Below are 15,059 nucleotides of genomic sequence, written 5' to 3'. Positions count from 1 at the left end.
CAATCTCAAGCCGCTGATCCTCTCCGGCAGCATGCCCGGCGGCCAGCTCACCACCACCACGGAGGTGGAAAACTTCCCCGGTTTCCCCAACGGCATCATGGGACCGGAATTGATGATGAACATGCAGTCGCAGGCGGAGAAATTCGGCGCGCGCATCGAGTATTCCAGCGTCGCCAGCGTGAAAAAGACCGCCGCAGGCCATTTCGAGGTCGTTTCTGAAGACGGAACTGTTCGCGAGGCGCAGACTGTCATCATCGCCACCGGTGCCTCCCCGAAACACCTCGGCCTGCCGAACGAAAAGTCCCTGATCGGCCGCGGTTTGACGAGCTGCGCCACCTGCGACGGCGCTTTCTATCGCAACGTGCCCGTCTGCGTGATCGGAGGCGGCGATTCCGCCTGCGAGGAGGCCATGTTCCTGACGAAGTTCGCCAGCACGGTCTATTTGATCCACCGCCGCGACACCCTGCGTGCCTCGAAGATCATGGCCGACCGCACGCTGGCCAATCCGAAGATCAAACCGGTGTGGAACAGCACCGTGAGCGAGTATCTGACCGATGAGAAAGGCGAAATGCGTGCGGTGACCCTGCAAAACCTCATCACCGGTGAAAAGAGCGAACTGGAGCTGAAGTGCGTCTTCGTCGCCATCGGCCACGTGCCGAATGCCGCCTTCCTGGGCGACCTCGTGGACACGGACGAGAGCGGCTACATCCTGCAGGAAGGCCGCACCACCCGCACGAAGACGGAGGGCCTCTTCGCCGCCGGCGATGTGGCTGATCACGTCTATCGCCAGGCCATCACCGCCGCCGGCCAGGGCTGTGCCGCCGCTCTGGAGGCCGAACGCTATCTGGCCGAAAAGGGCGTGCATTGATCCCGATTCCGAGGTTCGCAGAAATCGCAGCATTCCTGCCCGGGGACCTTCCGAATCCGTGTCGATTCAACCTTGGCGGCTACCCCGACTTTTACCCCCCTGGCAGTCTGAGTTTGCTGATGAAGAGAGTGTGAGAATGCCGTCTGCTCACTGAAAACCAGAGCACTCGTTACGGCAACAGCCGGAACCACTGCCACCTGCTCTTGAACAACGGCAAGAGCGGGCGGGATGACCCAGGCCAGCCGAGTGTGAGGCAATACGCTTGGACCTTGGAGCAGCGTCGCTGGCGCTACACTTTGCCCGAACCGATCGAAGTGTCTGGACGCACCGGCGGGCTTCAAACTGTTCAACGTTCAATTTGCCGAATAGGATGAAGGGTCGGCGGGAGATCCCGGGGTGACTGGACCAACAGCACGATGCTGACGCTGAGGCAGAAGCCCTTCAGAAAGGCCGCGCCAGTGTCGCGAGCCTTTCAGAACCATGAACTGATGAGTGACAGCCGATGAGAGGCTGAAGGCGGGGCCGTCACGTCCAAGTCAACGGATTCAGCGAGGCAACGGAGGGGTATTGAGTGGAGTGGGTGGAGTGGAGGGCAGCGGAATCGACCTCAGCAGCGCTGAGTCAATTTCGATGAGCAGACCTTTGCGTTCATCTTCTTTGCGCTTCCGGGCTTCATCTGCGGCCTGACGGATGTTGAATTCGTGCATCAATCGCGGACGCACCTTCTCAAAGGCCTGCGTGGCGGCAGCGCGGGACTCCTGGAGTAAAATCACATAAGCTGAAGGGCCATCGACGATGACATCGCTGCAAGTCTGGGGCCTGGAGAGTTGAAGCGCAGCTTTGGCGACTGGCGCTGGAAGACGGCGCTGGATCTCTTCGAGACTGAGCCAGCCAATGTCGCCGCCGATGTAGCGGGTGTCTTGATCATCGGAGAATTCGACGGCGAGAGCCCCAAATCCACGGCGTGCAGGATCAGGGGGAAGCGGTTGGAATCGTTTCAATGCTTCAGCAAGGCGTTCGCGGTTCTCGGTCAGGCGCAGGACGGCAAGATGGCGTGCGGCAGGCATTTGAAGCATGGGCTTCATCTCTTCATAAAGCGCTTTGAGCTGCGCGTCAGTCGGGGCGGCCGGCTCCACGGTTTCAGGTTGTTTTTCACGGAGCATCGCAATGAGCAGGGCACGTTGGCGACGACGGAACTCGGCCGATTCATTGAGCTTCAGCGCCTGGGCACGCTGAACGAGGGCAGATTCCGTGATGAGTTCGTCAAGCAAGGCTTCGCGGTCCACGCTGGACGGATCGCCTCCCCCACGACGGAGAGCGGCAGCTTGAAACTCCTCGACACCGATGGTCTCGGTGCCAACGACGGCGATTCCGGCCGATTCCGGCTTTTCTGCCGGCTGGCACGCGGCCAAAACGAGCGGTGTGAGCGCAATCGGAATGATCCGGCGACGTCGGCGCAACAACGCTGCAAGACCGATGACGAGGAGCAGGGCACGAGAAGGCTCAGGGACGATGATGGTGGTCATTCCAAACGCATATGGGGCTCCTGCGAAGGAATTCCAATCCGCGCCATTGGTGTTCGATACGGCGATCCAGTCATCAACGGTCCAGCCGTCGCTCGTCGTGATCTGGCTGGAGGCCCATGACCAGTCGAGAAGACCCATCTGCTGCCCCGCCTGCGCCTCATGGTTCACCGCAGTCACGCCCGCAACAATCCAGTAGCTCTTTCCCGGCTCCAGCACCCCCGCCGGCACGGTGGCCTGGTTGAAAACCAACTGGGTAGCGGTGACTCCACCGGGAGCGGCTGCCACGGCCGCGCTAGCAGGATCGAGATCGAATTGAGCGATGATGTCAGCCTTGTTCGGCTCAGCGCCGATGTCACCGAGGATGAAGGCGGAAAGAAACGGGGTCGGGTACACGACGTCCATCAGGAGCGTCAGACTGGTGGAGGTTTGAAAAGGCGCGTCTTCAGCCAGACGAATGCGATTGCCCAGCCACTGGTTGTGCGTGAATGCGTCCGCAGACACTGCCGTGCCGGAGGAGTCCATCGTGATCGCGCCCTCCAGCCCCGGCGCGATGCCGAGAAGGAGTGCCGCAATCAGAAAATGGCGGACGACGCGTGACATTACGGGGTCAGCGGCGCTGGACACGGAGGCGCATGAAGACCATGCCGCTGGCTGGCGGGGTGTTCAGGGTGCGCACAGTGCGTTCCAGGCCGGAGGTTTCGACTTCGTTGGCTGTTTCGGTCGAGTTCGTGTCAGAGGCCGGGTGCCAGGTCTTCAAGTCAGTGCTCCACTCGACACCGTAGTCCACTTCTGGAGATCCCGGCCAGCGCCGGTATTCCAAGCCGGGTTTGCCGTTGGCATCGAACACGAGCTTTGCCGGACTGGCGTCGGCCTTGGTTGCATTCAGGTTCAGTGCGAACTCCATCAGGCCCTTGATGCCGTCGCCATCTGCGTCGGAACTGTCGAAATCCTCGTCGTCGAGGCCTGAATCGGGTCCGGACGGCTGGGCCGCACGCCAGGCTGCCAGAATCTTCGGCTGGCTGACGATCATGGTGATGACCTGGGACTTGGCCCCGAACAGGAAGGCCGGATCAGCTTTCAAAGCCACGATGACTTCCTCCGCCCCGCGGCTGAGGCTCGCCGTGGCGAGCGGCAGGACGTCCAGGGCAATCGTTTCCTGGCCGCCATTGAACGTGACCGTTGCAGGCAGCCGCTTGTAATCGACTGCCGGGGTGGCCCGGCCGGTCGCGGTCAATCCCACCGTCAGTGTCGATGCCAGCGCACCGCTGCGATGAACGAGAATCTGGGCGGGGGAGAGGCTGTCTTTGTACGCTGTGCGTTCGGCCACCTCCAGCCACACACGCACCGGCAGATCCGTGAGGCTGGCGCTCGCGGTGACACCGCCAAGCACGTATCCAGGAGCGGATGGCAGCGTCATCTGCACGGTCTCCACAGCTTCTTTCAAGTCGTCCTCCAGCGGGATGATTGGCAGCTCGACCAACTTCTGACCCGCCGTGAAGGTGACCGTCGCGGGTATGGCGACGTAATCGACGCCGGCTGACGCCGTGCCGGTGATGCCCACGGTCAGGACGAGCGCGGTTGAGGCATCGCCACGGCGGCGCAGGACAAATTTTCCGGGCGTACGGTTCTCCTCTGCCGCGTCCGACGCGGTGATGAACAACGTGGTGCGCGGCACAATGGCACCGCTGGTGATCTGGCCTGCGTCCCAGAGATCCTCAATGCTGTCCTGCGTGAGAACCTGGCCTTTGATGCGCACCGTCGCATCTGGGCCGCCAGCTTGATCAGCATTCGCATCAACGGCAATGACCGTGTCTCCAGTGTCAGTCGCCACCGTGAGATAGTCAGTCAGGAATTTGCCGGGAACAGGCACGAGCACCCGCGAAAGATCGAGCACATCGCCCTGGAAATCGACGATTGTGTCCGTGCCGCCGCCAGCGTTGATGATGAAACGATCGACGCCCGCATAGCCACGCAAGGTGTCGTTCCCTGCCCCGCCGGCAATCCAGTCCGCCTCACCCGAGCCGAGCAACGTGTCGTCCTGAGGCGAACCGACCAGCAGACGCGGCAGATCAGCACCGAATGAGTTCACAAAACCCGGATAAGCATTGCTGGGAAGGGCTTCAACTGCAGTGGACGGCCCTGAGGGTGAGCGAAGCACGCTGCCCGTGCCACGTGATGCGTCATGGGCGACCCTTGTGGGCTCTCCGAATGCAGGTGCGGGCAGGCTCCAGACGGCAAGCAGATCGGCCAAGTTCGCCACGCTCAGCGGCAGTTCGACACTGGTGCTGTGCTCCACGTTCTCATCACGCATCCCAAGAGTGATCGCGGCGTCAGTCGCCACGGAGGTGGTGCCATCGTGCATGAAGATCACACGTCCGGCATCCACATCGGCCTGGGTGAAGGTGCCACCCGGCGTCAGGGCACGGCCGTCTTTCTGCAAACCAACCACCCTCGCGCTGATGCCTGCGGGCAGGCTGCCTAGCGTCCAAGCGATCTGCCCAGGATTGCTGTCCGAATCGGCCACCGTGGCCAGAAACGCAGCGCCACCGCCATTCGGCACAGTGAGCACAGCCAGGGCACCGACTCGCGGAATCACGTTCGCGTGGTTCGGATCGGAACCAGCACGGTATTCGGCGATGTTCGTGATGCCATCGCCATCGGGGTCGAGCGCGGCGTCATCGAGGAGCTTATCGAGGCCGTATTTGATCTCCCACCAGTCGGCCATGCCGTCGTAGTCGCTGTCCGGCAGCGGAAAATCGACGAGCAGGTCCGCACGACGAAAGAGGCCGCGCTGCGGCGCGATGGCATCGAAGGAGGTCTTCGCGGGATCGACAAGCACGGCGGCATGGCCGTCGATGGTGATCTCGACGTTTTGAAAGCGCGAGGCGTTGTCGTTTTGGATCAAGAGGCCGTCGAGCTCCGAGGTGACGGAGAGGCTGCCGATGGCGATGCGCTGAGGCAGGCGGATTTGATACGAGAATTCGCCATTCTTCAGCGGAGCGAGGTCGCTGCGTGCGATGAAGGGCGCACCGCCGCTGGCAGGCGTGACCTTCCAGATGAGTGTGCCGCTGGTGAGCAGGTAAGGCTCTCCCGCGCCGCGGTGGATGACCTTGCCGTAGAAGGTGGTGTCTGTCTCGCTGAGGAAGGCGAAGGCCGGAGCGGCAAGCAGGGCGAGAATGAAGCAGATGAGTTTCATGGTCGTGAGATGGGTTTAGTTGCCGCTGACGGAGTAAGTCTCGATCATGAGCTTGATGTCGCGCACGCCGAGGAGATCTCGTTTGGCCGGATCAGTGCCGGCGGAGGATTGGGACTCGCCGCTCTTCGGCAGGCCGTGAACAAAGGTGTCGAGGCCGGCGGTGGTGCTGGCGGCATCGTAGAGCAGGCTGGCATTCGGAATGATGAGCACCCACTTCGTGTTCCAGGCGCTGCGGCCCACGAGACGTGAGCTGCTGATGATGTCGTCGCGAGTCGTGCCGACGCTGTCCGGGAAGGCGCGGAAGCTGCTGAACTTGCGGATTTCATCAAAATAGCCGCTGGTGCTGCCGGTGAAGGGATGCCAGTCAGGATTCGTGAGCTGCGCGGGCGTGATGGGCAGCGGCGTGGGGATGCGCTGATCGACCACATTCCACTCGCGAGTCTGCAGCGTGTTGCTGTCCGCCAGGAACATGCGGTCCGCGCCGAGCGGGATGAGATACACCTGCGGTGTGACGGACATGCCGGCGGTGTTGTAGCTGTCGAATCGCACGCCGACGGCGCGGATCTTCGTGGCGAACTCGCTGGCATTCAGTGCGCTGTCACCAGCGGCCAGGTTATTGTCGAACCAGTTCTTCCCGCTTTGAATTGTGGACGTGAAGGGGATCACGAGGGCTGGTTGCGGCACCGGATTGCCACTGCCATCGAACTCCGCCGCAAACGGACGGCAGAAGCGGCGGTAGATGAAGCCGTAGTTCGTCGTGCCGTCGCTGTGCGTGTAGTTCCAAAGATCCGGCACGCGCCAGGTTTCGAGTTTCTGCCTCCAGGTGGCGTCTTCACGCGTGCTCATTGCCACGCGGCCCAGATCGGCACGCAGGCTGAAGGTGTAGGTCTGCGTCGCCGGGTTGTTGAAGCCCATCTGGCCTTTGAAGTGGTCAAAATTGCCCTTCAGTGTCGCCAGATGGCTTGCGAGGCCGCCATGGGCCAAAACGGGCTGTCCGTTCTGCCACACACCGAGGTCGCGAGTGCGGATGATGTCCGCCAGCAGCGGCGTGGCATTGGCCGCATGGCTGTCCGGCAGATTCAGCTCATAGGCATAGGCCTTTCCAGCGAGATAAGCATAACGCGCAGCGAGATCGTAGGCACTGCGATACTTCCGCAGCGCATCATTCCGCGTCACGCGGAAGGTCATGTCCTCATAACGCTGCTTCGTCGTGGTGGAGGCGATGCGTTTGTTGAAGGCTTCGCGTTCATCCACGAGGCGGAGGCCTTCCTGAAGCAAAGTGCGATATTGATCGCTGGCCTTGCGAAGTCGCTCAATGGCCCGGAAGGCGGCGAAACGAAGATCCGGCTCGGAGTTCAGCGTGTCCTCGAGGTCGTCGAGCATGTCGATGACATCGGCTTGGTAGCCCCACTTGGTTTGATCGATCTGAAGCTGCAAAAGCGGATCTCCAATATGCAGCTCAGCGCGGTAGTTTGAGGTGTCGAATAAAGCTTCACCAATGCGCGTTACAGCAGAACCAACAGCATAGGTGATCTGGATGGCTGATTTCAAGAAGGAACCCCAGTCAGTGGCGTCCTGCGGAATACCTTCTTTGTAGCCAACGGTGAGATCGTAAGCAAACTCGCGTGCGTGACGGATACCCGTAGCCCAGTCGTAAAGATTGGCAGCATGGTCAGCGGCATCAATGGAGTTTTGAACTGAAGAGTTTGTTGCTGCAATATCTTGGGTCGCTATTCCTGTCTTCGCTGTGAAGTTCCTTAGTTTGCGATCGAGATCACCCGCGAGGCCGTCGTAGTCGGCGGAGGCCTGCACGACGGCGGCCTCGGCCTGAATGAGTTCAGCGATGGCGAGCTGGAGCGTGCCTGGCGAGGAGCGCATGCCCCAGCTTGAAGGCGCATTGAATGCATAACCACTCGCCGTGACAGGCAGAGTGAGGTTCAGGCTTGATCCTTCAATGGAAGTGAAGCCTAAGTTTTTGGGATTATCGGACGGGAAGTAGTTGGACGGAAACCAACTATTCAAAAGGGACGTGGCGTAACTTGTTTGGTCGCTGCCGACGCCGGTGTCGCCAAATGGGTTGGTGTTAGTGCTGAGGTTCAGCAAGCCTTTGTATTGCACCATGACGTCAGCGGGAGTCTGCGGCACGGTGGCGTCGTTCACCTGCGTCGTATCCACATACATGTAGAGATATAAATCCGGGCCGGTGTAACCTTCCGGGTAGGCCTGGCCGGCGCCGATGGTGCCGGCATACGGCGAGCCGAAGATCTCAATCAGGCGGTTTCGATAGTCGAGGTCCTGGTGCTTCGTCTGCTGGCGCAGCTCTTCGGTGCTGGCACCGGTGCGGCGGAGGAGGTTGTTGAGCTGATTCGCGTGATCCCAGGTGGTGATGGCATTGCTGGCAGCGGCGACGGCACGCTCGTAAACCTGCTCAAAGTGCGTGGCGGGATTCACGCTGGTGCGATCGACACGGACGGGGTCGATGTCGAAGGGCACGACATTGGGATCGAGGCCGAGCGGGTTGTAGCCGCGGTCGGCGCTTTCGACCTTGCTCTGAATGAGCGCGGCATTGCCCGCGAGCACGCCGAGGCCGCCGACGGTGCTGCGATCCACTTTTTGGATGCCTTCATGCGTGGTGTCCGACGAAGGAAGCAGCGCATTGCCGACGGCCCAGTCAAAGTAGGCGGCGGTGGCGGCACGCTGGCCCCATTCATAGACGCCCCAAGCGCGGTCGGTGTTCGTGTCCTGATAGCCCTGCCACTGGCCAGCGGGATTCTCCGTGTATTTTTGGCGATAGACGAGATCGACGATCTCCACACCTGCTTTGGCACGGGCAGCGGCGGTTTCGGCAAAGGCACGCTCGTCGAGGTAGTCGATGTTGAAGACGACGCCGTTGATCTGGTAGAGCTCGCTGCGCGGGTCCCAGGAGAAGCGGTTGTTGGTGAACAGATCGGCGTAGCCTTTCAACGCCATCGTGTAATGGCCCCAGGCATCGCCGTGGCCTTGTGGGTAGAGACGCTGGGCATCGTCGGCGTCGATGAAGCCGTCATTATCCACGTCACTGATGGCGTAGTTGAGGGCGTAGGCGGCTTCACCCTGGCCGTTGGTGAAATTCCACAGCAGCCGGTTGTAAGCGGGACGGGCACCGATTTCGCCGCGACCGCGAAGAAGGGCCAATTCCTCATCGAGAAGGTCGGCGGTCTGATTTTGGAAGGCGTGGATGGTTGGAGCGAGGGCTCCGTATTGATTACTCTGCGTGCTGAAGCCGATGGTGGGATCGATGGCATCGCTGTAGGCCTCATTGCCGATCAGGGTATAGAACTGCGAGATGCGGTTCGCGGCATTCAAAAGGGCGGTATTGATGCCGCTGGTGCCGGGAGCGAGGTCGATGCTCAGATCCTTCGCCCGTTCGAGCACGGTCTGGTAGAGCTCGATCATGCCGTAGTTCTCGATCACATCCTTGGTCGGGTTGAAGGCCACGGGGCCTTCGTAGCGCTGACCCGCCTGCTGGATCATGCTGGTGTAGGTGGCCGGAGCGTCGTTGTTGCGGAAATCGGAGATGCGGGCGTCGAAGACGTTCACAGCGTCCGTGACACGCTTCACCCAGCCGGCGACAAGTTGCGCGACATAGGCCGCGTCCGTGGTGGCGGAAGGTGCGGAGGCATTCGGAGGCCTGCTGTTGGCCGCACCGGCCCACTGGCTCCAATTAGCGGCTACATTGCCGTCCGCGTCCTTGTGGCGGTAGCGGCAGAAGAAGAGATTGTCGGTCAATAGGGCTGCACTTGCACCGGCGAGCTGGATTTCGTTCAACCCGGTTCCTGCGTTAAAGAGCGTCCAATCACCTCCAGAAGGCGTTCCCGCAGTCGGAAGCGTGATCCCCGGCGGATTGAGCGCACGACCATCTTCTTCGCGGTATTGCCATTCGAAGAACAGATCGCCCACATCGGCTCCAAAGTCGCCCGTGTGACGCACGGTGATCTTTTCGTCGAAGACATTCTCCGGATAAATCGAGGCCAGAGAACCGCGATAGACCTCCGAACGCGTGACGCGGAAGACGTGAATGACGACCGGAGCATCGCCGAGCGAAGGATCGTCGTTTTCCGCGATGGTGACGTATCCTGTGGTGAGCGAAGGCTGATAACCCGGATTGAGCAGGTCAGGATTTGTGATGACTGCTGTGCCCGGGCCGATGGAGGTGGCTGGCTGTACACCAGAAGGCGTGGCGGCCTGCAAGCCGACTCCGTAATCCACTCCAGCGAGGTTTTGTGGATCACGAGACAGCGCAGCGAGTGCCGCGACGGCGGCGGTCCAGTCGGGATCGACGTCGATGCCGGAAAGGATGAACTCCTCCACGGCGGTAAGTACGCTCGGCTGAAGGATCGTCTGCGCACCGGGCGCGGCGGTGAGATCGGGGTCACCCAAGGTGCGGCCATTCAAGAAACCGCGAACGCCGAGCATACCGGTGATCGAGTTGTAGTAGATGCGCTTTTGCAGGCCCGCGTTGAGCTTCTTGAAGCGCCACAGACCACCTTCGACGATAACATTGCCCGACGCGGGCTTGAGCGAGTCTGGCAGCAGGCCAACTGCGAGGGGCACCTCGCGTGCGGCGAGAGCTGGAACGACTCGCACGAGGTAGTTCGAAGCCAGCGAAGAGGTGTCGAGCGATGGATTGGCATCATCATAGGTCACCTTGGCGCTTTGCCATGCGATCGCTCCCGGCAGCGGCAGCGGGGCAGGAGTGTCACCCGCATGATCGCTGGCGTATTCACCGCCGGAGAAGGTGAGTGTCTCACCTGCTTTCAGGAAGCCGGTGTTGTCAGGCCAGACGGCATTGTAGCGGATGTTGTATTGCGGCAGTGCCGGACCAAAGCGGATCGGAAAGCCTGAGGCAGACGTGGGATGCCAGAAGTCGCCTCGCAGGGCATAATAGATCTCGGCGGTGATGTCGTCTGCGGCGTCGGTGTCTCCCGAAACGATCCACGGCTGGCCGGTCTTGTCCTCGTAGTAAGTGACGCGGCTCGGATCGAAATTCAGGCCGTTGGTTTGAGACATGGGGTTGATCCCGATGACGATGTTGAGCGGATAGGGCGGCTGGAGCTTGGTGCCGGCGACACCTTGATAGCGGAAGATGTAGCTCTGGTTGAAGGTCGGCAGACGCGTGTCGCTGGTGGAGGCGTCTTCGAGCTGGATCGCATAGACCGCCATCTTCGGCACGGGATTGGCCGGATCGGAGTCGTCGCGGTAGTTCACGAGCACATAGGGCGAACTCGTGTAGTTCACGTCCGCAGCCGTGCGGTTCAAATCATTGCGCAGAGCAAAGGCCGCCGTGCGTGAGGCATTGAGGAAGGATGGCGCGACGAGGGCGTGTTCTTCATTCGGGTTGTAGCCGGGTTTTGTGGCGTCAGGCTGGTTATAGATGCTCACCGCGTTGTATTGCGGCGCGGTAAAAAGTGTCTGCTGCGTGCCAAGCGTGTCCTTCAGGCCTTCCGAGCCGAGCTGGCTGGCCACCACGATGCGTGGCGGCGTTGAGGGCCATTGCGGGTTGTAGGCGGTTGCCTTGTAGGGCCACTTCAGGCCATCGACAACTTGATACCAGGCGACTGTTAGCATAGCGGGATTGTCCGGCGCATTCCAGGCGCCCACAGGAGGATACTGGATGTTCACCGGGATGATCGGCCCCTGCATGGTGGCAAGGTCGTAAACACCGAAGTTCACAGGAGCGAGGCGAGTAAGCACATAGCCGTTGTGCCCCACGGCATTGATGTCGTGATCCGGCATCGTGATGGCGGTGCCGATGGGCACATTGGGTTTTGGACCCACGGCGTTCTTCCAAAACTGCGAGCGTACGGTCTTCACGCTGAGGCTTTCGAGGGTGAGATTGCCCGTGGCGGCAACTCCGGCAGGCCGTTGAGAGAAGAGCAGTACGCTGCGGCCTTCCTCAGTGTTCGAGAAGAGGCCTGCGTTGCTCACCGTGGCCGCCGCCTCTGTATAAGTGATCTTTTGGAAGGCCCGGTTGTCCGTGTCACTGGGATCCATATCGACGGCGGGAGCCTCGATGATGTGATTGTAGTCCGTAGCACCCGGCCAGACGGCGGTGACCTCGACGATGACGTTTTGCGTGGTGTCCTCCGGCGCGGCGAGGTTTTCAAATTCGACGGTAAACTTGCCTGGACGCAGCGGGTAGAGCTTCTGGCCCACTTGATCCCAGGTCTGCATGTCCATCCAGGTGCTGTTGGCAGGTACATCCACCGTGACACCTCCATCAGGCGTTTTGAGCTTGTTCACGTTTGTGGCGTCGATGCCTGTGACGGTGCTGAAAGTGACGAAGTTGCCGATGGTGACGGTTTCCGGATAGATGGCACGTGCATAGTCCCAGATGATGGTGGAGGGGGAGTTGAGCGTGATTGCCTTTGTCGTGACGCCACGGGTGTCGAACGGAACAACCGACCCGGTGCCGCCAGTGTAGCCCTTCAAGGCAAGACTGCCGATGCCGCCGCTGACGGAGGGTGCGGAGGCTGCGGTGAGCACGGTGCCGGGAGGAGCCCAAAAATCACCAGAGCCGGTCAGGCGTGGCCCGGCGGAGGTACTCGTGACGGCACCGGCGGCGGTTTCATTGACAAACGTCAGCTCCGCCACCTGCACGGCTGTGGCGGTGGTATCGTTTTGCACCGCCAGGAAGGTCACGCGGTAGTCTTTGTAGCTGCTAGTGTTGTCAAAGGCGAGTTCCTGCATCACACCGCGTCCGGGACCGGCCGGGATCGCGAGGCCCGTGTGAATCATCTGGAAGGGCTGCGCCACGCCTGAGACATAGTTCCGGCCTTCGATCCTGATGAGCGCCGGGTCACGCTCTGGCGCGTCATTGGCGGAGGTGAGGCGGATGCGGTTCGCGGTGATCGGCGCGGTGTAGTAGAGGATGGCCCCGGCGGCTGTTTTATTGAAGTTGAGGTACTTCGTCGTGGCGAGGCCATCATTGAGCATGGACGGCCCCTCATCGAATGGCCAGCCATTGCCAAAGCCGCTGGAACCTGCTGGCCCCGGGAAGCCATCCACGCTGGTGGCGGTGTAGGCCGTGGTGCTCTGCGGGACGATGGTGGTGGTAGAGACCGGGACGCCATCGACATACGGTGCCGAGCTGGCGAGGGAGGCATTCGCCGAAACACGGAGCCGGAACTCCTTCTGCCACTGCCAGGTGATGGTGGCCGGGCCAGCCAGCGTGAATTGCGGCACCTGCTGTCTCAATTGAAAGCTGCTCCACGGCACGAAAGCGCCGTCCAGCCAGCCTTGTGGCACCGCGAGGCCCGTGGCCGTGTAGCCCGAGCTGCGGTAGCGCATGCCATCCTGGTCCGTGTAGGCCGCGCCGTCGATCTGGGCGATCACGGGGGTATTTTCCGCCAGCCAGTGCTTGTTCACCGCCGGACTCGGCGTTCCCGCCGCCTGCGAGGTGAGACCGGCAGGCAGATTCGTCAGGATCTCCAGAGCATGCTCCGTGCGCCAGAGGAAATTCAGCACCAGATCATCATTCACCACGAAATCGACCACGTTCGCCGTGCCGTTCACGGAGGAGCTTTTAAACTGGTAGCCGGTGCAGACGCGGCGTGTCACCGCATCCCTGCGGATGATCTCGGGATCGCTGTCGTCGAGCACATTGCCCGCCGCGTCCTCATAAACAATCTGTGGCACCGTCGCACGCACGGCCGTGCCGGTGGCGAGCACTTGCGTGCCGCCATAGGGCGAGGGCAGGCCGTAGTCAGACTGGATCGTGACATTCACCTGCTCAAACCAGGTGCCGTCCGTTTTTAGGAAACCGGTGAAGCCAAGCGGCACGCCGGGAGCAGGCAGGGTGGTGTAGCTGCCGGTGGTGCCCATCGTCATCGCACCGCCATTGTAGTAGCCGCTGATCACCGCGACATTACCGACGACGCCAACGCCCGCGCTGTTCATCACCGAGGGCACGGAGTAGCCGCTGCTGATGAGTTCCACCGGCGTGACATGCCACATATGGCTGAGATTTGTGCTGTTGAGCTTCATCCAGAAAAGATGCCGCGCCGTGGCACCGCTCAAGGTGGTGATGGTGCTGCCCGGCACGCGGTGCGAGAGTGCGGCCCCCGCGCTGCCGGTGACATACAGCCCGTCGCTGCCGGCGGTGATCTGCCCCGCGAAGTCATCATTGCCGGAAGCCAGAAACACATAGCGTGTCCAGGTGAGATTGGTGGGATCGAGCTGCGCCACAAAGACATCGTAGGTGTTCGACACGCTGCCAAAAAGCTCGCCCGAGCTGGGGTTCACGTTCGCCGAGCTCGAGGCGCGGAAGTTCCGGCTAAATTCACCCACCGCGTTGATCACGCCATTGCTGAATTCCATGTCCACGATGCGTGAGCTGGCATTGGTGATGTTGACGTTGTTGGAGTTATCCACCTTCACCGGCTCGGAGTGGTGCACGATGCGGGCACCCACGCCATTTTGCGCATTGATCATCACCAGCGTGCCCCAGTTCCCCACATTGAAATCGTAATTGTAGGTGGATGTGTCCGCCATTGTGGTGCTGCTTCCGGGCACCATCACATTGCGCTCATCGTCGATGTTGCTGTAGCTCAACGAGGCGAGCGCACCATCGGGATTCTGAAAGTTCATCGCCACGAACAAGTTCCCCGAGCCGTCCGCCGCGATGGCCGTGGCGTAATCATTGGCTGGTGAAAAACCCAGCGTCGTCGCCCATGTCGCATTCAGACTGGTGTCCATCCGCAGCATGAAGACATCGCGGTTCGAGCCGTGCGAGTAGCGCCCATTCATCGTGCCAAAGGTCGATGTGCCTCCAGTCATGCGGCGCTGGTCCACGATCAGATTGTTCGCTCCAAAGTCCCCGCTCACAGCGACCTGGCTGCTGCCGCTCACGATCGTCACGCAGATGCCCGTGGCACGCGCTGTGGCAGAGCCACCATTGTCACGGATGAGCGTGTAGTCCTGCACCACGCCGTCGTAGTCCAGCTTTGCCACAAACGCCTTGCCATCGGTCGTCTGGCCGCAGGCGTATAAAAAGGGGGCCAGAATCGCCACGTCATTGATCAGGAAACCCACACTACCGGCCGTGCTGCCGATCAGGCCGTTCATCGAGCGCGTCCAGATCACCGCCCCGGTCGGGTCCACCTTGCTGATGAAGCCGTCACGCGGCCTCAATGCCCCCGCAGGCGGCATGTCACACCAGCCAGTGATGAAGGTGTGCGTGGGATTCGAAACAGAGCGGAAGCCAGGCGCAGAGCCCGGCACCGTGCCAGGATTGGCCGGCGACGGGGGCGAAGTGGACGCTGAAGAAGGTGGAAAGCCAAAGGGCAGCGCGGTGTCCACCGTGCCGGCGTAGTGCGTGGCATTGCCATTTGTCACGGCGGGCAGTGACTTCACCATCACCTGACCAGCGAGTGCCGCATGCGTGGCGAGCAACAGGGAGAAACCAAAGAGAAGCAGGTGTTTCATGATC

General features: G+C 61.2%; 4 protein-coding genes. 1 reads left to right on the top strand and 3 read right to left on the bottom strand.

Annotation, left to right across the window (positions count from 1 at the left end; translation table 11 throughout):
• On the top strand, nucleotides 1-868 hold an 868-nt coding region (locus IAE77_RS14010; protein ID WP_294227536.1), incomplete at its 5' end, for an FAD-dependent oxidoreductase.
• A 545-nt stretch (nucleotides 869-1,413) separates the two neighbouring features.
• Here the strand turns inward: IAE77_RS14010 and IAE77_RS14005 are convergent.
• The 3 genes from IAE77_RS14005 to IAE77_RS13995 are packed head-to-tail and all read right to left on the bottom strand — an operon-like array spanning nucleotide 1,414 to nucleotide 15,055.
• Nucleotides 1,414-3,018, bottom strand: a complete 1,605-nt coding sequence (locus IAE77_RS14005) for a peptidylprolyl isomerase (protein ID WP_294227535.1) — start codon at nucleotides 3,016-3,018, stop codon at nucleotides 1,414-1,416.
• Nucleotides 3,002-5,590, bottom strand: a complete 2,589-nt coding sequence (locus tag IAE77_RS14000; RefSeq protein WP_294227533.1) for a Calx-beta domain-containing protein — start codon at nucleotides 5,588-5,590, stop codon at nucleotides 3,002-3,004. Before IAE77_RS14000 ends, IAE77_RS14005 begins: the two co-directional genes overlap by 17 nt.
• Before the next feature lie 15 nt (nucleotides 5,591-5,605).
• Complete coding sequence (locus tag IAE77_RS13995; RefSeq protein WP_294227531.1) at nucleotides 5,606-15,055, bottom strand: hypothetical protein; 9,450 nt, start codon at nucleotides 15,053-15,055, stop codon at nucleotides 5,606-5,608.
• Nucleotides 15,056-15,059 lie beyond the last annotated feature (4 nt).

The sequence above is a fragment of the Prosthecobacter sp. genome (assembly GCF_014879935.1).
Taxonomy (GTDB): Bacteria; Verrucomicrobiota; Verrucomicrobiia; order Verrucomicrobiales; family Verrucomicrobiaceae; genus Prosthecobacter.
The sequence above is the reverse complement of the archived record's forward strand: the minus strand, read 5'-3'. Positions and strand labels throughout refer to the sequence as shown.

Bases quoted from the DNA above. Each gene is read 5' to 3' on its own strand.
- IAE77_RS14000 (WP_294227533.1), bottom strand. From the start codon at position 5,590: ATGAAACTCATCTGCTTCATTCTCGCCCTGCTTGCCGCTCCGGCCTTC.
- IAE77_RS13995 (WP_294227531.1), bottom strand. From the start codon at position 15,055: ATGAAACACCTGCTTCTCTTTGGTTTCTCCCTGTTGCTCGCCACGCAT.